General features: G+C 65.4%; 22 protein-coding genes. 12 read left to right on the plus strand and 10 right to left on the minus strand.

The window, feature by feature from the left end; translation table 11 throughout:
- The first annotated feature begins 48 nt into the window (after positions 1–48).
- The 6 genes from HCA61_RS26720 to HCA61_RS00660 all read left to right on the plus strand — a co-directional run bounded on the left by HCA61_RS26720 (position 49) and on the right by HCA61_RS00660 (position 5,830).
- Positions 49–1,347, plus strand: a complete 1,299-nt coding sequence (locus HCA61_RS26720; protein ID WP_206039462.1) for a sensor histidine kinase — start codon at positions 49–51, stop codon at positions 1,345–1,347.
- Positions 1,344–2,000 (plus strand): response regulator transcription factor, encoded by a 657-nt coding sequence (locus HCA61_RS00640; RefSeq protein ID WP_169685711.1) that lies wholly within the window; start codon positions 1,344–1,346, stop codon positions 1,998–2,000. The genes HCA61_RS26720 and HCA61_RS00640 overlap by 4 nt, the downstream gene beginning before the upstream one ends.
- A gap of 86 nt (positions 2,001–2,086) precedes the next feature.
- Positions 2,087–3,304: a glycosyltransferase 87 family protein gene (locus HCA61_RS00645; RefSeq protein ID WP_169685713.1), complete on the plus strand. Its 1,218-nt coding sequence runs from the start codon at positions 2,087–2,089 to the stop codon at positions 3,302–3,304.
- Positions 3,301–4,407 (plus strand): glycosyltransferase family 4 protein, encoded by a 1,107-nt coding sequence (locus HCA61_RS00650; RefSeq protein WP_247274718.1) that lies wholly within the window; start codon positions 3,301–3,303, stop codon positions 4,405–4,407. Before HCA61_RS00645 ends, HCA61_RS00650 begins: the two co-directional genes overlap by 4 nt.
- A gap of 107 nt (positions 4,408–4,514) precedes the next feature.
- Positions 4,515–5,159, plus strand: a complete 645-nt coding sequence (locus HCA61_RS00655; RefSeq protein ID WP_346777457.1) for a hypothetical protein — start codon at positions 4,515–4,517, stop codon at positions 5,157–5,159.
- Positions 5,156–5,830 (plus strand): hypothetical protein, encoded by a 675-nt coding sequence (locus HCA61_RS00660; RefSeq protein ID WP_169685715.1) that lies wholly within the window; start codon positions 5,156–5,158, stop codon positions 5,828–5,830. The genes HCA61_RS00655 and HCA61_RS00660 overlap by 4 nt, the downstream gene beginning before the upstream one ends.
- Before the next feature lie 6 nt (positions 5,831–5,836).
- On the opposite strand, the gene HCA61_RS00665 is transcribed toward HCA61_RS00660, so the two are convergent.
- From HCA61_RS00665 to HCA61_RS00700, 8 genes are all read right to left on the minus strand, one after another.
- Positions 5,837–6,049, minus strand: a complete 213-nt coding sequence (locus HCA61_RS00665) for a DUF4287 domain-containing protein (protein WP_169685717.1) — start codon at positions 6,047–6,049, stop codon at positions 5,837–5,839.
- A 209-nt stretch (positions 6,050–6,258) separates the two neighbouring features.
- Complete coding sequence (locus tag HCA61_RS00670) at positions 6,259–6,663, minus strand: hypothetical protein (protein ID WP_169685719.1); 405 nt, start codon at positions 6,661–6,663, stop codon at positions 6,259–6,261.
- Positions 6,664–6,682: 19 nt separating this feature from the next.
- Positions 6,683–7,189, minus strand: a complete 507-nt coding sequence (locus HCA61_RS00675) for a hypothetical protein (RefSeq protein WP_169685721.1) — start codon at positions 7,187–7,189, stop codon at positions 6,683–6,685.
- The gene (locus HCA61_RS00680; RefSeq protein WP_169685723.1) at positions 7,161–7,970 is read right to left on the minus strand and encodes an ABC transporter ATP-binding protein; all 810 of its coding nucleotides are present in this window, start codon (positions 7,968–7,970) and stop codon (positions 7,161–7,163) included. Before HCA61_RS00680 ends, HCA61_RS00675 begins: the two co-directional genes overlap by 29 nt.
- Positions 7,967–9,658, minus strand: coding sequence for a dipeptide/oligopeptide/nickel ABC transporter permease/ATP-binding protein (locus HCA61_RS00685; protein WP_169685725.1), 1,692 nt, complete (start codon positions 9,656–9,658; stop codon positions 7,967–7,969). The genes HCA61_RS00680 and HCA61_RS00685 overlap by 4 nt, the downstream gene beginning before the upstream one ends.
- A complete protein-coding gene (locus tag HCA61_RS00690; RefSeq protein ID WP_169685727.1) occupies positions 9,655–10,665 on the minus strand; it encodes an ABC transporter permease in 1,011 nt (336 codons plus the stop codon). Before HCA61_RS00690 ends, HCA61_RS00685 begins: the two co-directional genes overlap by 4 nt.
- Positions 10,665–10,859 carry a hypothetical protein gene (locus tag HCA61_RS00695; RefSeq protein ID WP_169685729.1) on the minus strand — a complete coding sequence of 65 codons (195 nt, stop codon included), beginning with the start codon at positions 10,857–10,859 and terminating at the stop codon, positions 10,665–10,667. Before HCA61_RS00695 ends, HCA61_RS00690 begins: the two co-directional genes overlap by 1 nt.
- Before the next feature lie 45 nt (positions 10,860–10,904).
- Positions 10,905–12,263: an ABC transporter substrate-binding protein gene (locus HCA61_RS00700; RefSeq protein ID WP_169685731.1), complete on the minus strand. Its 1,359-nt coding sequence runs from the start codon at positions 12,261–12,263 to the stop codon at positions 10,905–10,907.
- A 300-nt stretch (positions 12,264–12,563) separates the two neighbouring features.
- Between HCA61_RS00700 and HCA61_RS00705 the strand changes: the two genes are divergently transcribed.
- Complete coding sequence (locus HCA61_RS00705; RefSeq protein WP_206039465.1) at positions 12,564–12,854, plus strand: hypothetical protein; 291 nt, start codon at positions 12,564–12,566, stop codon at positions 12,852–12,854.
- A complete protein-coding gene (tnpB, locus tag HCA61_RS00710; RefSeq protein WP_169685735.1) occupies positions 12,854–14,332 on the plus strand; it encodes an IS607 family element RNA-guided endonuclease TnpB in 1,479 nt (492 codons plus the stop codon). Before HCA61_RS00705 ends, tnpB begins: the two co-directional genes overlap by 1 nt.
- 49 nt (positions 14,333–14,381) lie before the next feature.
- Here the strand turns inward: tnpB and HCA61_RS00715 are convergent, their stop codons facing one another.
- Positions 14,382–14,852 carry a gamma-glutamylcyclotransferase gene (locus tag HCA61_RS00715; protein WP_169685737.1) on the minus strand — a complete coding sequence of 157 codons (471 nt, stop codon included), beginning with the start codon at positions 14,850–14,852 and terminating at the stop codon, positions 14,382–14,384.
- Positions 14,853–15,050: 198 nt separating this feature from the next.
- Between HCA61_RS00715 and HCA61_RS00720 the strand changes: the two genes are divergently transcribed.
- From HCA61_RS00720 to HCA61_RS00735, 4 genes are all read left to right on the plus strand, one after another.
- A complete protein-coding gene (locus HCA61_RS00720; RefSeq protein ID WP_169685739.1) occupies positions 15,051–16,448 on the plus strand; it encodes an NAD(P)H-quinone dehydrogenase in 1,398 nt (465 codons plus the stop codon).
- A 71-nt stretch (positions 16,449–16,519) separates the two neighbouring features.
- Positions 16,520–16,948, plus strand: a complete 429-nt coding sequence (locus HCA61_RS00725; protein ID WP_169685741.1) for a VOC family protein — start codon at positions 16,520–16,522, stop codon at positions 16,946–16,948.
- A 10-nt stretch (positions 16,949–16,958) separates the two neighbouring features.
- A complete protein-coding gene (locus HCA61_RS00730; protein ID WP_169685743.1) occupies positions 16,959–17,780 on the plus strand; it encodes a MerR family transcriptional regulator in 822 nt (273 codons plus the stop codon).
- A gap of 211 nt (positions 17,781–17,991) precedes the next feature.
- A complete protein-coding gene (locus tag HCA61_RS00735) occupies positions 17,992–19,440 on the plus strand; it encodes an ABC transporter substrate-binding protein (RefSeq protein WP_346777458.1) in 1,449 nt (482 codons plus the stop codon).
- 4 nt (positions 19,441–19,444) lie between these two features.
- Here HCA61_RS00735 and glpK read toward each other — a convergent pair whose 3' ends face one another.
- Positions 19,445–20,959, minus strand: a complete 1,515-nt coding sequence (gene glpK / locus HCA61_RS00740; RefSeq protein WP_169685745.1) for a glycerol kinase GlpK — start codon at positions 20,957–20,959, stop codon at positions 19,445–19,447.
- Positions 20,960–21,021: the final 62 nt, after the last annotated feature.

Genomic DNA, 21,021 nt, shown 5'->3' on the forward strand with positions numbered 1-21,021 from the left:
GGATAAATAGCTCTCCGGGGGGATGTCCGACGACGAACCATCGACCTAGTGTCGGGTGTGCTCCATACGAGACCGAGGGCGAGCGCCCCATCATCACGTGTCCGGGATGTCGCCTCCGGCCAGGTCCGGGCCGTTGTCGAAGCGTGGACACCGGAGACGTCCTACGCCCCACTGCGCCCGCGCGGACGCAGCGGGACACCGGGTCTCGTCTGTGCGGTGCTGTTGCTGACCCTGCTGTTCGGCACGTCGGTCGGACAGCTGACCGACATGGTGCCGTGGGTCGTGGCGGCCTACTTGCTCGGGGCGGTACAAGTGCTTCCGCTGGTGTTCGTATTCGCGAGCCCGCTGGTGACCTGGCAATTGATGACCTTCGGGTTTGCTGCGGGCACGGTCTCGGGGCTGGCCCAGGACGAAGTCGTGCCATGGCCGGTCGCAAGTTGCATCGCGGCCGCGATAGCACTGATCGCACTCGCCTCGGACCGGCCGCTCCGGGTGGTGTCGGCTGCGGCGTCGACGTCGCTGATCCTGGTCGTCCTCCCTGCAATGTGGACGGTCGGTCTGCCGCTGCATGCGGTTGCGATGATTGCCGTTGCCGCCACGGGGATCGTGTCTGCCGGCGCGGTCTTTCGGCGACTGCGCGCGGCCGAGACACATCTGGTCGTGGAACGAGGGCTGCGCCGCGAACAGGAACACCGCGAAGCCATCGCCCGCGAGCGCACTCGCATCGCACGTGAGTTGCACGACGTGGTTGCCCACCATATGTCGATGATCGCGGTTCAGTCACAGGCCGCGACATTCACACATCCGGAACTGCCGGCCGGTGTTCACTCCACATTCGACGACATCCACGCGGCGGCAGCGACCGCGTTGACCGAGATGCGCAGGGTCGTCGACGTCCTCCGAGGCCCCGAAACGGAGGGCGGATCGGAGGCCCCCACACTCGACGCACTCGACGACCTGGTCGCGAGATGGTGCGGTTCATCGGGGCAACAGGTGGACCTGCGAGTACACGGGGATCCGGACACAGTACCGACGGAGATATCGTGCGCGATGTACCGCATCCTCCAGGAAGCGCTGACCAATGCACATCGGCACGGTGCAGGAAACGGCGTGGCCGTCGAGATCCGGATCGGAGCGGGACATTCACGCCTCACGGTGGGTAACGCCATCGTGCCGGGCCACCCGGCGTCCGACGGTGGCGGGCACGGGCTCATCGGAATACGCGAACGGGTCGCCGCGTACGGCGGGACCGCGGAGACGGGCCCCGACGAGAACGGACGGTTCGTCGTCGATGTCGAGTTCGACCATCGTGCTGTGGCACACGCCGGACTCAGGAAGGAGCGGTGATGATTCGCGTGGTGGTGGCCGACGACCAGGCACTCGTCCGCGACGGCATTGCCGCGGTACTGAACACTCAGAGCGACATCGACGTGGTGGGATCTGCGGAGGACGGCGCGGCGGCGGTCGAGCTCATTGCAGCGTCGGATCCCGACGTCGCGGTCCTCGACATCCGCATGCCCAGGCTCGACGGAATCCGCGCTGCGGAGGCGATACTCACCAGGCCGGGCAATCGCACCAGAGTGCTGATGCTGACCACCTTCGACCTCGACGACTACGTGTACGACGCGCTGAGTCTCGGCGCCAGTGGATTCCTCCTGAAACAGTCGCCCGCATCGGATTTCATCAGCGGAGTCCGCGCGGTGGCAGCGGGGGAGCCGATGCTCGCGCCGTCGGTCACCACGCGCCTGATCGCCGAATTCGCCAGGCGCAAGGGCACTGCGGTCGTGGAATCCGGTCGGGCGTCGGTGTTGACGCCGAGGGAACAGGAAGTCCTGCGGGTGATGGCGCGCGGCATGTCGAATCCGGAGATCGCGTCGGAGCTGTCGGTGGCGGAGGAGACGGTGAAAACCCACATCGGGCGAATCCTCGGGAAGCTGGGCCTGCGCGACCGCACTCAGGCGGTCGTCTACTACTTCGAGCATGTCCAGGGCCGGGCCTGAGCGCTCGGGGTAGCTCGCCCGAGCTACCCCGAAAATCGCTGTTGCAGGGGATGTTCGGATGATCATGCGTCCGTAGCGTTTTCCGCATGCTACTCGAGCGCATGCACATTCAGGACCGGGCACGTTTCATCCCGGCCGGTCTGTTCGCCCATCGATGGACCCTGACCTATACGGCCTTTTCCGTGGTCGTTCTCGCCTACGGGGTAGTGACGCAGCTGCATCCGCATCGCGTCTGGGCGCTGTGGGCAGTCGCCGGATATGCGGTGGCAGCTGTGCTTGCAGCGAGGCGGCGCCTCACAGCGGCCGCGGTGTCTGCGGTGATCGGCGCCGTGGTGGCGCCGGGAACGGCGCTGATCACTACACGCACCGCGCAGCTCGAGGTGTCGGTGGTCGCGGAGTCGGCCGCTTCCCTGATCGCCACGGGCAGCCCCTACGTTCCGGGCCCGTCGGTGCTCGCCGAGTACAACCCGTACGGCCCTGCGATGACCCTCTTCGGCGCACCTTCGCAGCTTCTTCCGGAGAACAGGATCGGTGATCCGCGAATCTGGTTCGCACTGATCTTCGTCATGGGTGTCCTGCTGGCGTCGAAGCTGGTCCTGGCGCGGCCGCTTCCGCGACGTTCCCGAACGCAGCTCATGGTTCTGATCGCGTCGCCCGTGGTTGCGCTGCCCATGGTGGTCGGAGGAGTCGATCTTCCGGTTGTCGGTGGAGCACTTCTCGGTCTTGCGGCGGCGACCCGAGGCAAGGTGGTGACGACGGCGGTGTCGTTCGCCTTCGCCTGCGCTCTCAAGCCGCTCGCGGTCCCGGTTCTCGTGGTCGCGTTGGTTCTGATGTGTGCGCGATACGACCGCCGGACGGCCCTGCGGGCAGGGTCGGCATGCACCGCCCTGACGTTCGTGTTCCACATTCCGGTCTTCGCCGATCCGGCGGCCTTCGTCCGGCACACGCTGCTCTTCCCGTTGGGGCGCACGGACGTCGTGACCCCGGCCGGAGAGTCGCTCGTCGGAGGGGCACTGACGCGTCTGGTGCCGTACGGCGCGACGCTCATCTCGGCCGTTCTGGCCGTCGCAGTGGTCTGTGCTGCAGTGGTGCTGGTGCGGAATCCGCCGGACACCTTCGTTCGAGCCGCCTCGTTCGCCGCGGCGGGCCTCACGGTTCTCTTCCTGCTCGCACCCACTTCGCGGTTCGGGTACTTCGTCTATCCCCTGGTGCTCGGTGGAACGGCAGCAGTGTGCGCCTTGGAATCGACCCGTCGCTCCGTGGGGACAAGGGCGCTCCCGGGCCGGATGGAGGTGTCCCGGTGAACTCGAAGAACCGCATCCTGGTCGTGACCAACGATTTCCCTCCCAGACAAGGGGGTATCGAAACGTTCGCGTTCGAAATGGTCCGCCGCTTCGATCCGGCTGACGTGATCGTCTACACCTCAGCGGAACCGGGTGCCTTCAATCATGATGAGCAGATGCCGTTTCGGGTGATCAGGGATCGTTCGCGCATGCTCCTTCCCACTAGGGGTGTGGCACGGACGGTGCAGTCGATCGCGATCGAGTTCGGGTGTGATCGTGTCTGGTTCGCCGCGGCCGCGCCGCTCTCGTCTCTTGCACGTCCCCTCCGCGCGGTCGGTGTGAAGCGCATGATCGCCTCCAGCCACGGGCACGAAACCTGGTGGGCGAAACTGCCGCCGACCCGGGCATGGTTGCGGCACATGGCTGACGGTGTGGATGTGTTCACCTACATCAGCGACCACACCGAGGCAGTGCTGCGGTCTGTCGTACCCGACCGAACGTGCTTCACGAAGCTGTCCCCGGGTGTCGACGTCGGCCTGTTTGCGGCACCGAAACGACACCGTCCCGATCGGGCACACAGGGCACCGGTGATCGTGTGCGTTGCGAGACTCGTGCGCAGAAAAGGACAGGACGCTTTGATCCGGGCTATGCCGATGATCCGCGACCGCCACCCGGGCACCCGTCTCGTGTTGGTCGGCGACGGGCCGCGCCGTCGTGACCTGCAGGCGCTTGCGCAGCGACTCGGCTTGATCGACGCGGTGACCTTCGCCGGCGGTCTTCCTCACTCTCGGATTCCCGCCGTGCTCGCAGCATCGGACATCTTCGCGATGCCCTGCCGAACTCGCCGGGCGGGGTTCGAGGAGGAAGGACTCGGCATCGTGTTCCTGGAGGCGTCCGCGGCAGGACTTCCGGTCATTGCGGGAAACTCGGGTGGTGCGCCGGAAACTGTCCGCGCAGGTGCAACAGGCTTGGTGACGGCGAACGATGCAGAGTTGTCGAGGGCTTTGCTCATGCTGCTCGACGACGCTGACGCTGCGGCCCGAATGGGCAGCGCCGGACGGGAGTGGGCGCAGGGCTGGTCATGGGATGCGACCTGGAGGACGCTCGCCGGTCTCCTGCAGTGAGACCGTTGAGGAGAGGCATGAAAGTTGACCTTCTGTTAAGAAAGCCTTACCTTATGTGTCGTTGCGTCACCTTACGAGCGTCCTGCTCGACCTAACGGAAGAGTCCTGTGTCAGCACCTGAACGCATCGCTCCCGACCCAGGCGAATCCGCCTCCGCCGCAGTCGCTCCGGTCCTACGAATCACCATGGGAAGCGACACTCTCGCGGGGGGCGTCCACGGCGACCCCCGGCTCGGGGAGGTCGACCTCTACCGCCTCCCGAACACGGACCTCTCGTCGGTGCGGGGCCTGATCGTCGGTGGCGGTTCCGACCAGATCTTCCTCGAGCGGAACCGGGAACTGCTCACCCGGTTCGTGACCTCTGGTGGCCGAATCGCGGTCATGGGTCATGTGCTCACCGATTTCCTTCCGGGACTGGGTGTGTGGCGCAAACTGGCCTACACGGGACCGAAGGATCTGGCGATCACCCTCGGCGATCCGCATCCGGTCTGGGACGGGGTCGACCCGGTCGACCTGAGCACGCGCAAAGGCGTCACAGGCTTCTATGCGCGCGGCTATATCGACAAGCTCCCGGAAGATGCGATTGTCACCACCCGGATCGGACGCCACGCCCTCCCTCTCGACTACGTCTACCCACTGGGGGAGGGGCAGGTACTTGCGCACGGCGGCAACGACCTCACCGGCTGGGCGAACGACCCCAACAGCTCCTCGAAACTGACCACGCAACTCATCGATTGGCTGGTGCAGCGGTGACAACCATCGAACCTTTCGCTCGCACCGACCGCGCCTTCCGGAGTGGCAAGCGACTCGCAATCGTCCACGGCGGCACCTACTACCACCTGCAGACGATGAAGGACCCCGCTGTATTGGCATACCAACCGGACTTCCTCTATCTCCCGGAACTCGACGACGGTGATCTGGACGGATACGACACCGTCATCATCGGTGAGCGTCTCCATCCGGAACTTGTCGCGAAGAACGCCGCGCAGTTCAGATCTGTGGCCGAGCGCGGCGCCACCGTTGTCGCCCTCGGTGAAAGCGGCGCCCACAACTGGCTTCCGGGTGTGCAGTGGGAACAGCGACCCACGAATTTCTGGTGGTGGCTCACGAAAGAGGATCCGATGATCCGCACACGCAGCCACGACCACGAATCGTGGCAGTACCTGACCTCGAAGTCGGTCATCTGGCACCACCACGGCATCTACAACACCGATGCCGACGTCGTGCCTTTGCTCGTGTCGGAAGAGCCCGACGCCGAAGGTAATCCGCACGACGCAGGCATGATGCTGTACGAGGACACCGTCACCACCGCGGGCCGCATCATCGCGACCACACTTGATCCGATGTACCACCACGGCAGCAACTTTATGCCGGGCGCGACCCGATTCCTCTACGCGCTCCTGCGTTGGGTCGACAACACCTGAGTGCGGCTACTGAGCTCCGGATTCCTTCAGGGTATGGGCCACAAGCGCATTCGCGTGACCGTGGCCCATACCGTGATGGGCTTTCAGCCAATTCACGAGCTCCATGTGTTTCGTCATATCGGATGAGCGGATCAAGGTCTTCCACTCTTCGATCGGGCGGCCGTATTTCTTCTCGATCGATGGGAAATACGATTCGGGGCCCTTCGTCTTCTCGGTCATGATCGAGAGGTTAGCGGTTGGGGATGACACAGAATCACGGGTTGACCGTATCCGCGCCAGCGCATGCATGGTCGTCGGGGGACGGCGAACGCACGTTGTCGTTCCAGGTGGTCACCTGCTCGCGGTTCTCGACATCGACACCATGGACGGACTCGTCAGCCGGTCCAGATCATCCGAGCGTGAGCGCGCACGCCTGTCGCGATGCCACCTCACCGTCTTGACCGGTACGCGTTCTGCGCGAATCGGGTGAGGACCGCGACGATCGTCAGGCCGGTGATCATGCCGAGGACCAGCAGGGTCAGCCCTATTGCCCACAAGCCGCTCGAATCCGATGATGCCGCATCGCGCGCCCACACTGCTGCGAACCCCGCGGTGACGCATGCGATCACCGCGATGCTGCCCCTGACCGAACAGCGCAGCGCTACGCATCCCGCGACGACGATGCAGGCGATCGTCGCTCCGCACGCGATCACCTGCATCGACGAATAGGGCCCCTCCACACTTCCGTCCGGCAGTTCGCGGTAGCCAGAGTCCCAACCGAGCCACGCGAACCAGGCCGCCGCGGATGCAGCGCTGACGACGAGCAGGGTCAGCGCTGTGCGATTGGTGGGCATGGTCGTACGGTACGGGGACCTACCCGATGATGTCGTAGATCTCATCCGCGGGCGCCGCGAGCAGGCGATCGGCCATCTCCTGCTTGAGGACCGTGAGTCGTGCATTCTCGGTCTCGGTGCGATCCGCCTTGCGTCCGAGGCTGATGAATTCGTCGGTGACGAACCCTTCCCGGATCTCGAGGCGCACGGTGGTGCCGCGGTAGGTCAGCACGAATACGTAGCGTTCGAGGGTCGAACCTCGGTCGGAGCGCTCGAGCGTCGAGTCGACAGCGAACCGTTCCTCCGTGACGGCGCGTGTCACCGCTTCGAACGTGTCGCGCACGCCTTGGCCGCGGTGCGCAGTGGCGACGGTGATCTCGCGACGTTCCGCTGGGGAGTCGGGGCTCAGAACCGGCAGGGCACGCTCGAGCACCTTGACGGCATGCGCGACGCCCCCGGGGAATCCTGGGCCGTGGTACTTCATGACATCGTCGACGGTGAAGTCGATTCTCATGCCGTCATCGACGAGTTGCAGTGGTGCAGACATTTCTTCTCCTGTAGGGCGGTTGGAGCGCGCCGGTCGCGGCGGCCACCAGGGACGCCGTGTACTGGTGCGAGGGGCTGGTGAGAATGTCGGTGGCACTTCCTATTTCGACGACCATCCCATCCTGCATGACCACGAAGGTGTCGCAACTCCGGGCCGCGAGTGCCAGGTCGTGGGTGATGTGGAGGACCGCGAGATCCTGGGTGCGCGCAAGTTCCGACATCAGATCGACGATCTCCACGCGAAGGGACGCGTCGAGTCCGCTGGTGGGTTCATCGGCGAGCAGGAGCCGGGGCCGGGTCACGAGTGCCCGCGCGAACGCGACGCGTTGTCGCTGCCCACCCGACAACTCGTGCGGGTAGCGATCGACGAAATCGGCAGCCGGTGCGAGCCGTACCGACGCGAGTGCATCCAGCACAGCGTCTCGCCGGCCGGCCTTGTCGCCGATGCGGTGGATCACCATCGGTTCCGCGACGATGTCGCCCACCCGCATGCCGGGTGGGAGCGACGCATACGGGTCCTGGAACACCAGGTGCATACCACGGCGAAGCGCCCTGCTCGTGCGCCGTGGTGCGGACACGAGATCGACACCGTCGAAGACGATGCTGCCGGACATCGCGGTCACGAGGCCTGCGATCGCGCGGGCCACCGTGGACTTCCCGGCACCCGAACCGCCCACCAGAGCAATGGATTCCCCGGACTCGATCCGCAGACTCACGTCGGTGACCGCAGGCACCCCACCGAATACCACAGACAAGGAGTCGGCCTCCAGCAACGGGCTCATCGGACCACCTCTTCCCGGAGGAAATCGAGCCTTGGCGCGGACTCGACGAGAGTGCGGGTGTAGGAATGCTGCGGATCGGTGGAGATCTGCGAGGCCGTGCCGATCTCGACGAGATCGCCGTCCTTCATCACCGCGATACGATCGGCGATCCGTTCGATCACCGGCAGATTGTGCGTGACGATGAGCAGTGCGAGCGAATAACGCGTGCGCAGGTCGTCGAGCAGTGCCAGTACCTCCGCCTCACGGAGGACATCGAGGCCGCTGGTCGGTTCGTCGGCGATCACCACATCCGGCTCGTTGGCCAACGCCATCGCGATCACGACCCGCTGTCGCATACCGCCGGAGAGTTGGTGCGGATACGAATCGGCACGATCGGCTCCGAGCCCCACCTGGGTCAGGAGTTCGGCGGTTCGATCCCGAGCTTCACGTCGTGTGCACCTGCGGTGTGTACGAATGGCCTCGTCGAGCTGAGACCCGATGGTGCGCACGGGGTTCAGTGCGCTCAAAGCCTCCTGCGGGATGAGGGAGATCCGGTTCCCGCGTATTTCTCGGAACTCGTCTTTCGACAGTGTTGCGACATCTCGGCCGGACACGAGGATCCGTCCCGAGGTGATCTGTGCGGCGGAAGGCAGCAGTCCGATCGTGGCAGCGGCCACGGTGGACTTGCCGCTGCCCGACTCGCCGACGAGACCGACGAGTTCACCGGGCGCAACGGTGAAGGAGACATTCGTTGCGCCGCGGCCGTTCTCGCCGTACACCACCGTCAAATCGTCGACGATGAGGGGTGCGGTCGGATTCTCCTCGGTCACAGGGATATCGACCGGGCGAGTCTTCCGGCGCAGACGTGACCGCGCACGGGTGAGAACCGGGCGTGACCGCTCTTCGATAGCGTTCCCGAGCAACGCGAACCCGAGTACCGTGACCGCGATGGCGATGCCGGGTGGCAGGACCCACCACACCCACGCGTCGGTGAGAAACGCATTGCGTGCGTGTGCCATCGACAGCATCGAACCCCAGCTCGCCGCCGAGATGTCGCCGAGTCCGAGGAATGCCAGTGACGCTTCGAGCAGGATCGCGGTCTTGACGGTGAGCACGAACTGCGGGATCACGAGCGGGAAGATGGCCGGGAGAATGTGCCGGCGTAGCACATACAGCGGGCCGGCGCCCATTGCCCGTTCCGCCTGGATGTAGTCCCTCTCGCGCAGCGTGAGCACCTGCGACCGCAGTTCCCGGGCCAGGCCCGCCCACAGCACCGCCGAGATCACTGTGATCTGTGTGGTCAGGCCGGGGCCGGCGAAGACTCCGATGACGATGGTCAGCGGCAGTACCGGCAACGACAGGATCACGTCGACGACGCGCATCAGGATTGCATCGGTGGCTCCGCGCAGGTATCCGGCGGCAATGCCCACCACGGTGCCGATCGTCGTTGCGACGAGTGCGGCAACCACGCCGACGAACAGCGAGATCTGGGCGCCGTGGATGAGCATCGACAGCAGATCGTGTCCCACGTCGTCCGCGCCGAGAAGGTGCTCGGCCGACGGCTTGGAGAACGGTCGTGTGACGCGCTCGGTCGGGTCGTACGGCGCGAGCCACGGTGCGGCGACCGCGCACAGCAGAGGGATGCCCAGAATGACGGTGCCCACGAGTGCGAGGCGCTGCGAGCGGGTTTTCGTGCCGAGAAGCGTCATGCCGGTATCCCTTCCGGTGATCGAGCGTCGTGCCGCTTCGCTGCGGTCCGGTCCTTGCGCACCCGCGGGTCCAGCAACGGATACGTCAGGTCCGCGAGCAGATTCGCCGCGATGATGCCGACGGTGGCGAGCAGGAACGCACCCTGAAGCAGCGGATAGTCACGTGCGGTGACAGCGTCGAAGGTGAGCTTGCCCAGACCGGGATAGGCGAAGACGGACTCGACGACGACAGCTCCCGACAGCAGCACACCCACGGTGAGGGTGAGCGTGGTGTACACGGGCAGCAGAGCGTTGCGCAGGGCGTGTCCGACCGCGACACGGAACTCGCCGAGTCCCTTCGCACGGGCGAGCCGGATGAACGGCTCGTCCAGCACGCCCACCATCGACGCACGGGTCATGAGGAAGAACCCGCCGATACCGGCGATGGTGAGCGTCGCGACGGGGAGAGCCATGCGGGACGCGACTTCGGCGAGCCATTCGAATCCGGTGGCATCGAATGAGGCCGCGCCGTACGACGGGAACCACCCGAGGGTCACCGAGAATACCGCGATGAGGATCATGCCGATCCAGAAACCGGGCATCGAGTCGATCGCGAGGACCGTGACGACGGTCCCGGTTTCCTTCGCGGAGCCACGGCGCCATGCCGCCCATGCGCCGAGCAGAGAGCCGATGACGAATGCGAGTAGCGTTCCGATGCCGACCAGTGCGATCGTCCACGGAAGCTTCTCCCACAGCACATCGAGAACGGGACGATTGTGCTGCACGGACATTCCGAGATCTCCGTGCACCAGACCGGACCAGAAGGAGACGTACTGTTCGAGGATCGGCCGGTCGAGCCCGTAGTCTGCGCGCATCTGCGCGATGTACTTCGGGTCGAGCGACTGCTGGTCGCCGCCGTAGAGATAGTTGACGGGATCACCCGGTGCCAGGTGCGGTAGCGCGAAATTCAACGTCACCGCGGCCCACAGAACCAGGGCGTACTGCCCCGCCCGGCGCAGGACGGTCATCAGTCCTGCGGCGCTTCCGCGTTCGCGGCGTCGACGACGTCGAAGGGCAGGAACGACCACTTGTGGACGATGCCGTAGCCGGGGGTCTCGACCCATCCGGCGAATCGGTCGGAGCGGAACGCCCAGGTCTCGTCCGGGTAGTACAGGGCGATGGCGGTGGGCTGGCGGTTGAACAGTTCCTGCATCTCCTGCATTGCTGCGATGCGCGACTCATTGGTCTCGGTGACGCGCCACTTCTCTTACAGCGCATCGAATTCCGGGTAGGCGAGATCGGGATGCTTCCACAGGTTTCCCGAGCGGTGCGACATGATGAACTGTGTGGAGTCGGCCACCGCATGTGGGCTGTTCGTAGTGACGTAGAGGTCGAAGTTCTTCTTCGCAGAGGCGTCCGAGAGCGACCCGGCGTCGAGCGGGCTGACGACGACGTCGATACCGACCTCGGCGAAGTCCTCCGCAATCAATTCGGCGGCGCGGACCTGCGGCGCGTCACCACCGTTGACGATCAACGTGAACGCCGCGGCCTCTCCGGCCGGGTTCTCGCGCGTACCGTCGCCGTCCACGTCCTTCCACCCGAGTGAGTCGAGCAGCGCGGTGGCCTGAGCCGGGTCGTACGGGGTGTTGGCGTCCGGATCGGCGAACGGTGCATCCGGATGGACGTAGCCCTGGGTGCCGGGGCGGCCCTGACCGAGGCCGACGATGTCGAGCATCTGATCGCGATCCACCGCGAAGTTCAGTGCGGCACGGAAGTCGGCCTGTGCGAAGGGTTCACGGGTGAAGTTGAGCTTCAGCTCGGGGTAGGTCAGCGGCGCCACGGTGATGGTGCCGATGTCGTTCGATGCGGTGAACTGATCGACCAACTCCGGGGTGAGCGCGCGATCGACCGCGTCGACCTGGCCGGAGCTGAGAGCGGTGAATGCGGCCGAAGAATCGGCGATCACCGGCATGACCAGTTCGTCGACCGTCGGAGCACCGGGGAAGTAGTCGGCGTTGGCCTCGAACTTGTACCCGGTGGTGGGGCTGTAGTCGACAAGCTTGAACGGCCCGGTGCCGATCGGGAGGTCGGTCACCTCCTTCGCCTTCGAGGGGTCGACCTTCGACCAGATGTGCTCGGGGAGGACGGGAAGATCGGCGAGCGTGACCGTGCCGAGTTCGGGGCAAGCGTAGTCGCACACGAACCGCACCGAGGTCGGGCTCGTCGCTTCCACCGTCGAGATCGACGGTGTGTCGTTGACGTGGTGTGTGAAACGTCCGGTCGGCGCGGCATGCATGTAGTGGAAGCTGAAAGCGACATCGTCGGCGGTGAACGCTTCGCCGTCGTGCCAGTTCACGTCGTCCCGCAGATCCACCTCCCAGGTCGTGGCGTCGACCTGTCGGACCTCGGTGGCCAGCCACGGCTGCGGTTCGGCGACGTACGGCGAGGGGGAGAGCAACTTGTCGTAGACGAGCTCGGTCATCTGGTCGGACGCACCGGCGAAGATGTTGAGGGGTCCCGTGTCCTTCGCGACGGCGACTGTCAGGGACTCGGCTTCGGCCGGCCCGTTCGCGCTGGACGATGACGTGTCGGACGAGCCGCATGCGGCCGCGAGAAGCGCGGGCATCAGGATCAGTGCGGGTACGGCAGAGCGCGCTCCCGCCGATCGGGGCGTGGCGGGTCTACGCCGGTTACTACGAATCACGAGGGGTCCACACTCTTTCTCGATGCCAAGATTGGCTTACCTAAGTTTGGTTAGCGTGACCTTATATCACCGCTCGACAATGCAGAAAGGTGTGGTTCCGAACCCGGTATCCGGGCTCGGAACCACACCTTCGAGAAAGGGGTTACGAACTGCTCGACATTCTGTGAGCAAATGTGAACAAACATGATCGAAGGTGTTCACAATGCGTGTGAAGCCGACCGAATGGGCGCACCCACAGGCTACATGTCGGACCCCTCTGCGAGCATGATCATCGTGACGTACCGCAACCGTCCGGTCCGGCTCGGAGCCCTGCACCCAACGGCGGCCCTGCCGGCGCAGGGCTGCCGCAGGATCGTGGCGGGCGACCATGGCCAGCAACACGATCCGGTGCGGGACCTCATCGAGGATCCGACCTCGAGGTGTCCCCGCCTCTACCGCCACAGCCACGCGCGCACTCGTGCGATGCGGCCGGTCACCACCACGCATCACCGGCCTGTCGAGGCGAGATCCTGATGGCCAGATTCGAGATCCCCGACGGCTGGACCGCGCAGGCCTACACGTTCGCGCTCGACCCCACACCCACCCAGATACGAGCATTCCGCTCGCACGCCGGCGGGGCCCGTAAAGCGCACAACACGATGCTCGCCGCCGTGAAAGCGGTCATGAACCAGCGGCAAGCCGAACGCACCTACGGCCTCGACGAGGACGAGTTGACACCCGCATTGGGGTGGTCACTGCCTGCGTTGCGCAAGCAGTGGAACGCCCGCAAACACGAGGTGGCGCCGTGGTGGGCCGAGAACTCCAAGGAGGCATACAACTCCGGGTTGGACGCGCTCGCTCGGGGATTGGACGCGTGGTCGAAGTCCCGCAAAGGTACGCGGGCCGGGAAAACCATCGGGTTCCCGAGATTCAAGACTGCGAAGTCCCGCAGGTCGGTGCGGTTCACCACCGGCACCATCCGTGTCGAGACCGACCGGCATCATGTCACCCTGCCGAGGTTGGGGCGGATCCACACCTGCGAATCGACCCGGAAACTGGCCCGCCGGATCGAGGCGGGCACCGCCCGGATCCTGTCTGCCACCTTGTCCGAGGATTCGGCGGGTCGGTGGCATGTGGCGTTTCAGGTTCTCGTGCACCGTGCTGTCGCCGTGCCGGGGCATGTCGGTGAGGGTGAGTCGGTGGTCGGTGTCGACGTCGGCGTCAAAGCCGACTCCCTGATCGTTGCAACACCGGACGGACGCGAACTCGACCGGGTTCCGGCACCGAAGTCGCTGACCGCTGCCCAAGCCCGGCTGCGGGTATTGCAGCGCAGGGCCGCGCGGCAGCGTGGTCCGTACGACCCGTCGACCAAGACGAAACGGCGGCCGTCGAAGCGGTGGGTGCGGCAGCAACGCCGGATCGGGCGCACCCATGCGCATGCGGCGGCGGTGCGACGCGACGTGGTGCACAAGCACACCACCGCCCTGGCCCAGCGGCATCGGGTGATCGTGGTGGAGACGTTGAATGCGTCGGGGATGCGTTCGGCAGGTGGTAGCCGGAAGAAGGGCCTGAACCTGGCCCTCGCGGACGCGGCGTTGGCGCAGATCCGCCGGATGCTCGACTACAAAACCCGCTGGTACGGCTCCACGTTGGTGGAAGCCGGCCGGTACTTTCCCTCCAGTAAATTGTGTTCGGGGTGTGGCAGGCGAAAATCAAACCTGACCCTCGCGGACCGAACGTATGTGTGTGACCACTGCGGCCTGACGATCGATCGTGATCATAATGCCGCGATCAACCTCGCCCGCCTCGGCGAGACCCACCGCACGGGTGCAACGGGGACCGGTACCGGGAGTAGTCCGGCCGCCACTGTTTCGGGTGGAGACGGACGTGGAGCCACGCGGGAGTCCGCGACTACGCCAGTGGTCAACGCTGCAGGCGAGGAAGCGTCAACCCGGCACCAGCAGTTGCTGGGTGAGTCCGGGACTGTCTCATCGGAAGGTGAGGCTGCCTGATGAAGAAGCAAACAGAGCGTGCTCACGTTTGCTCACCAGAAGGCAACGGCTAGAAGGAGTCGGGACGCCCCGGGCCGACGTTGCGGCTGTTGCGGGTGCGCAGGTTCATCACATAGTCCGACGGAGCGCCTGCGATCTCTGCGGCGTCGGCCATGACGCCCAGATATCGAGCGGACGGGAGCCCGCCTTCGTATCCGTCGACGACATACAGCCAGGCCAGGGTGGGGCCGTCGGCGGTGTCGATGCGGACGCGGATCTTGCGGTGGAAGCCGAGTTCGGCACCCTCCCAGCGGTCGAGACTGCGCTCGTCGTCCTCGGGGACGTCGTACAACACCACGAACACCTTGGAATCGGCGTCCTCCACAACGGTGGCCAGTGCGCCTTCCCAGCCGATATCGGCGCCCGCGAACGTCAGCCGCCACCCGTGCAGCCAGCCGGTGCCGGACATCGGCGAGTGCGGGCAGCGCGTCAGCATCTGCTCCGGATGCATGTTGGACCCGTAGGCGGCGTAGATCGGCACGTCCACAAGGCTAACGGTTCGGTCTCGATTGCACCGTGCCGGGCGTCGTCAGCGGTGACCGGGTTGTCGACACTGTTGCGTGGTCCGTCTGCGCAGTGCGCCCGCGGTGGCATAGCGTTGTCGCGGGCGTTCGCACACCCCAGCGGATGCCCGAGTACGGCCCGATACCCTGATTCGGAATCGATACAGAGGAGAACAATGACTCGGATTGTCATCATCGGCGGCGGACCCGCCGGTTACGAGGCTGCGCTCGTGGCGGCGCAGTACGGCGCATCGGTGTCTCTGATCGATTCGGATGGCATCGGCGGCGCATGCGTTCTCTTCGACTGCGTCCCATCCAAGACCTTCATCGCCTCCACCGGTATCCGCACCGACATGCGCCGCGCCGCCGACCTCGGCATCGAACTCGAACGCACCTCCGTCGCATTGCCGCAGGTGCATGCGCGTGTCAAGAGCCTTGCGCGTGCACAGTCGGCCGACATCCGCACGAAACTCGAGGCTGCAGGAATCTCGCTGCTGTCCGGGTACGGCGAGCTCATCGATCCCGAGATCGGGATGGCGGCCCACAAGGTCCGCGCCAAGCTGTTCACCGGTGAAGACAAGGTGCTCGACGCCGATGTGGTGCTGATCGCGACCGGCGCGAGTCCGCGCGTTCTTCCCAACGCAGAACCCGACGGCGAGCGCATCCTGACGTGGCGTCACCTCTACGACCTCGACAAACTCCCCGAGCATCTCGTGGTGGTCGGCTCCGGTGTGACCGGCGCGGAGTTCGTCTCGGCATACACCGAGGTCGGGGTCCAGGTCACTGTGGTCTCCAGTCGCGACCGCATCCTTCCTCACGAAGACGAAGACGCGGCGCTCGTACTCGAGGAAGTGCTCACCGAACGCGGCGTCACCCTCGTCAAGCACGCGCGCGCCGATTCGGTCGAACGCACCGGCAACGGTGTCCGGGTGCTCCTCTCGGATGGTCGCGTCGTCGAGGGTAGTCACGCTCTCATGACGGTCGGATCGGTCCCGAACACCCAGGGCCTCGGGCTCGACAAGGTAGGACTAGAACTCGACCGGGGCGGCTACCTGCCCGTCGACCGTGTGTCGCGCACGTCGGTGCCGGGAATCTACGCCGCGGGCGACTGCACCGGCCTCCTGCCGCTCGCCTCGGTCGCCGCGATGCAGGGGCGCATCGCGATGTACCACGCGCTCGGCGAGGGTGTGAGTCCCATCAAACTCAAGACGGTTGCGGCGGCGGTGTTCACCCGCCCCGAGATCGCGGCCGTGGGTGTCAGTCAGGCAACCATCGACAAGGGCGAGATCCCGGCCAGGACAGTGATGTTGCCGCTCAACACCAACCCGCGGGCAAAGATGTCCGGGTTGCGACGCGGCTTCGTCAAGATCTTCTGCCGCCCCGCGACCGGTGTGGTGATCGGCGGTGTGATCGTCGCGCCCAACGCATCCGAACTCATCCTGCCGATCGCATTGGCGGTACAGAACAACCTCAATGTGACAGACCTCGCGCAGACCTTCTCGGTGTACCCGTCGCTGAGCGGCTCGGTGACCGAGGCTGCTCGGCAGCTGATGCGGCACGACGACCTGGGTTGATCGACCGGTCACGCGTGATGGAGGCGCCCGGTGTTGACTCTCCCCTCGGGGGAGGGAAGACGGTGAGATGTATGAGCACCTTCACAACACGGAGTACCTCCGTCACGCAGAGCATCTTTCCCGTCGTCCCGGTCGCCGACATCGGCCGTAGTCGCGACTTCTATGTCGGCCTCCTGGGTCTGACCGTCGTGTACGACAGCGACTGGTACGTCCAGCTGCAATCATCGACCACCGAATCGGTGCAGCTCGGGCTCGTCATACAAGACCACGACACGATCCCGGAGGGTTTCCGCGGACCGCCCGCGGGAGTGCTCGTCTCGGTCGAGGTCGACAACGTCGACGCGGTCCACGACTGTGCGAGGGCGGCAGGACTGCCCATCGCCTCGACTCTGCGCAGTGAGGACTTCGGGCAACGGCACTTCATGACCGTCGACCCCGACGGGCTCCTCGTCGATGTGATCACGGTGATTCCGTTCACGGAAGGCGTCGACGCGACATGACCGATCCGACATGACCGATCCGACGCAGTGGATGAGTATCGGTGAGTTCGCGCGGGCGTGCCGGCTCACTGTGAAAGCCCTGCGTTACTACGACCGCGAGGGACTCCTGCCCCCGGGTCGAGTCGATCCGCACACCGGATACCGGTACTACACGCCCGCCCAGCTCGCGTCGGCGCTGAGGATCGGCCTCCTTCGTCGCGCCGGAGTTTCTGTCGCCGCGATCCGCAGCATCGTCGACGATCCGGAGCGCGGGGCGGATGTGCTGGCCGTCGAGCGTGCCCGTATCGAGCACGAGGCCGAGCGGGCAATGCGTTCGCTCGCCCTCGTCGGGTCGCTCGAAGAGCTTGCCGCAATGGAACTTCCCGTTCGGCTGCGCCACATCGACGATCAGGTCGTACTGTGGCGCGAAGGCAGTGCTGAGGCGGATGATCTCGACAGCACCGTCGCTGCGTCGATCGAAGGCCTCCTCGCGGATGCAGCTGCGCTCGGTGTCGATACGGAGGCGCCGGTGGTCGGTCGATATCCGGTAGTGCTCGAGGGGACCGTCGACTTCGGGGTGGGTATCGAAGTCGCTCCCGAATCCGGCGTCGAGGCACTTCTGATGCCCGGCGGTCTCTTCGCCGCCGTGGACTTCACCGGACCGGCGGCGCTTCTGCCCGTTGCCTATCACGCTCTGTTCGCAGACCTCGCGGACCGCGGAGTCGATGCCGTGGGCCCCGTGCGCGAGTACTACCTCACCGATCCGGCAGAGGTCGGTGCCGAGAACATGCTCACGAGGGTTGTGCACCAGGTGCCCGGACTCGATCCAAAACCGCCGACGCCACCGCAGTAAATCTTATGGTGAGCATTACAGTAATAACGTAGTCTCGGTCTCGTCCAGACGAGGATGCCGGGAGATGCCAATGTTTCGAGGAAGACGGTCATGGAGGCGGCGCAGTATCGGTGCGGCGGCCGCCGCGGTCTGTTCCGTCCTGCTGCTGAGTGCGTGCGGCGGGTCGGATTCCGGTCGCGCAGAAAATGATCCGGCGGAGGTTGGTGAACCGGTGGCGGGCGGGGTCGCGACCGTCATCCAGATGGGCGAGCCGCGCACTCTCGACCCCGCGGCCATGAGCAACACCTATGCGGGATCGTCCCTGCTGGGAAACGCGCTGTACGGCACATTGATGACCACCGACGTCGACACCCTCGAGATCGGATACGGCCTGGCCACCGATTTCTCGAGCGACGACGGCGGCGCCACGATGCTGCTCACGCTCCGGCCCGACGTGACGTTCTCCGACGGAACACCGTTCGATGCCGGGGCGGTCAAGTTCAACTGGGATCGGTTGCGCGACCCCGCCACCGCGTCGGGATCGATCGGTGAAGCATCGCAGATCGCATCGACCGAGGTGCTCGACCCGACGACACTCCAGGTCACGTTGACCGCACCGAACCCGAACTACGCACACAGCGTGATCGTCAGTTCGATGAACTGGATCGCTTCGCCGGCGGCACTGCAACAGGGCGCGGCAGCATTCGACGAGAACCCGATCGGTGCAGGTCCTTTCACGCTCGCAACGTGGTCCCGGCAGAACGTCATCGAGCTCGAGAAGAACCCGCGGTATTGGGACGCGCCCCGCCCTTACCTGGACGGCCTCACGATCCGCACGTCCGCCGACACCACACAACGACTCAATTCGATCACCACCGGCGGCGCCGATCTCGCCTCGGACAGCAATTGGAACACCCTCGCCAAAGCCGAGAGCGCCGGAACGGCCGTCGAGGTCGTGCCGATGGGCGGTGGGCAGTATCTGGGTATGAACAACCGCCGCGCACCCTTCGACGATCCGCGTGCCCGACGGGCGGTGGCGCTCGCCGTGGACCTGGACGCGATGAACACGACCGTCTACAACGGCGAAGGTGTCGTTCCCGAGACCCTCTTCCTGGAAGAGTCTCCGTGGTACTCCGACATCCCGCTCGGTCGCCACGATGCAGACGCCGCACAGCAACTGTTCGATGAACTGGCGGCGGAAGGAAAGCCGGTGTCGTTCACATTCACCACCTTCCCGACCGTGGAGAACAAAGCGGTCGCGGAGACCGCGCAGGCACAGCTGAGAGCATTCGACAACGTCGACGTCGAGGTCGAGGTCCTCGATTTCCCCGCAGCCTTCGCGCGATTCGGTACGCGCGACTTCGACATGATGGTCCACGGGGTGACCATTCAGGACCCCGATCACTCGCTCTGGTCGAGTTTTCACTCGACGTCGAAGGGGAACATCGTGGGAATCGACGATCCCGACCTCGATGCGGCGCTCGATGCCGGTCGTGTCGGCACGACCGTCGAGGAGCGTGCCGCCGCGTACGAGGTCGTGCAGCAGCGCTTGGCGGAGCTGACCCCAGGCGCGTGGTACGTCCGGCCGGCGCCGGCGGTGCTCATCGGCGACCAGGTGCACGGGATCCGCCTCTCCGGTCTCGGTGCGCCGATTCCCGACGGCATGTGGGTCACCGGGTAGGTCGTCACGCCCAGTTGTAGGTGCGTTCGACCGCCTTGTTCCATGCGGCGAAGAGACGCTCACGTTCGGCCGTGGTCATGTGGGGTTCCCACGTCTTGTCGGCGGCCCAGTTCCGTCGGATGTCGTCCTCGCCACTCCAGTAGCCGACGGCGAGACCGGCTGCATAGGCCGCGCCGAGCGCAGTGGTCTCCGGCACGATCGGACGAACCACCGGCACGGCGAGCATGTCGGATTGGAACTGCATGAGCATCTCGTTCGCGACCATTCCGCCGTCGACCTTGAGCGTGCTCAGTTCGACCTGCGAATCGGCGCGCATCGCCTCGAGCACCTCCCGTGTTTGGAATGCCGTGGCCTCCAGGGCGGCTCGGGCCAGGTGGCGCTTGTCGACGAACCGCGTAAGTCCCACGATCACTCCGCGGGCGTCGGGTCGCCAGTGCGGCGCGAACAGTCCGGAGAACGCCGGAACGATGTAGGCGCCGCCGTTGTCGGGCACCGCCGACGCGAGGGTCTCGACCTCGGCAGCGGAGTTGATGATGCCGAGGTTGTCGCGCAGCCATTGCACGAGGGAACCGGTCACCGCGATCGACCCTTCGAGGGCATACACGGCGTCGGCGTCACCGATGCGGTAACACACGGTGGTGAGCAGGCCGTGGGTGCTGTGCACCGGCGTGGTACCGGTGTTGAGAAGCAGGAAGTTGCCGGTGCCGTAGGTGTTCTTGGCCTCCCCGGGCGACAGGCACGCCTGACCGAAGGTTGCGGCCTGCTGGTCGCCGAGGATGCCGGCGACAGGAACCCCGGCGAGCGGGCCCCGCTCGCGCGCATATCCGTAGACCTCCGACGAACTACGAATCTCCGGCAGCATGGACATGGGGATCCCGATGTCGTCACAGATCTGTGGATCCCACTGCAGGGTCTCGAGATCCATCAGCATCGTGCGCGACGCGTTGGTGACGTCCGTGACGTGGACGCCCGGTGGGTTGCCGTCCTGCCCACAGCCGCCGGTGAGGTGCCACAGGATCCAGGTGTCGACCGTGCCGAACGCGAGACGGCCCGCCTCGGCTTTCTCCCGCGCCCCGTCGACGTTGTCGAGGATCCACCGAACTTTCGGGCCGGAGAAGTAGGTGGACAGCGGCAGCCCTGTAGTGGCGCGATACCGATCGGGGCCGGCATCTCCTGCCAGTTGCTCCACCAGCCGATCGGTCCGGGTGTCCTGCCACACGATCGCGTTGTACACCGGCTTCCCGGTGGTGCGATCCCACACGATCGTGGTTTCACGCTGGTTGGTGATCCCGATCGCAGCGATGTCCTTCCTGCGCAGATCAGCCTTCGCGAGAGCCGCAGCACCCACTTCGCGAGTGTTGAGCCACAGTTCCTCGGGGTCGTGCTCGACCCAGCCGGCCTGCGGGAACACCTGCCGATGCTCCTTCTGAGCAACAGATACGACGCGCCCGTCGTGGTCGAAGATGATGCATCGACTGGACGTGGTGCCCTGGTCGATCGCGGCGATGTACTGGTTCACGGGAGTCCTCGAGGTATCGGAAGAGTGTTCACTGCACAGCACTGTGCGGTCGAACCTACTAG

This window comes from Rhodococcus sp. HNM0563, from assembly GCF_012726195.1.
In the GTDB taxonomy this organism is placed as follows: Bacteria; Actinomycetota; Actinomycetes; order Mycobacteriales; family Mycobacteriaceae; genus Rhodococcus.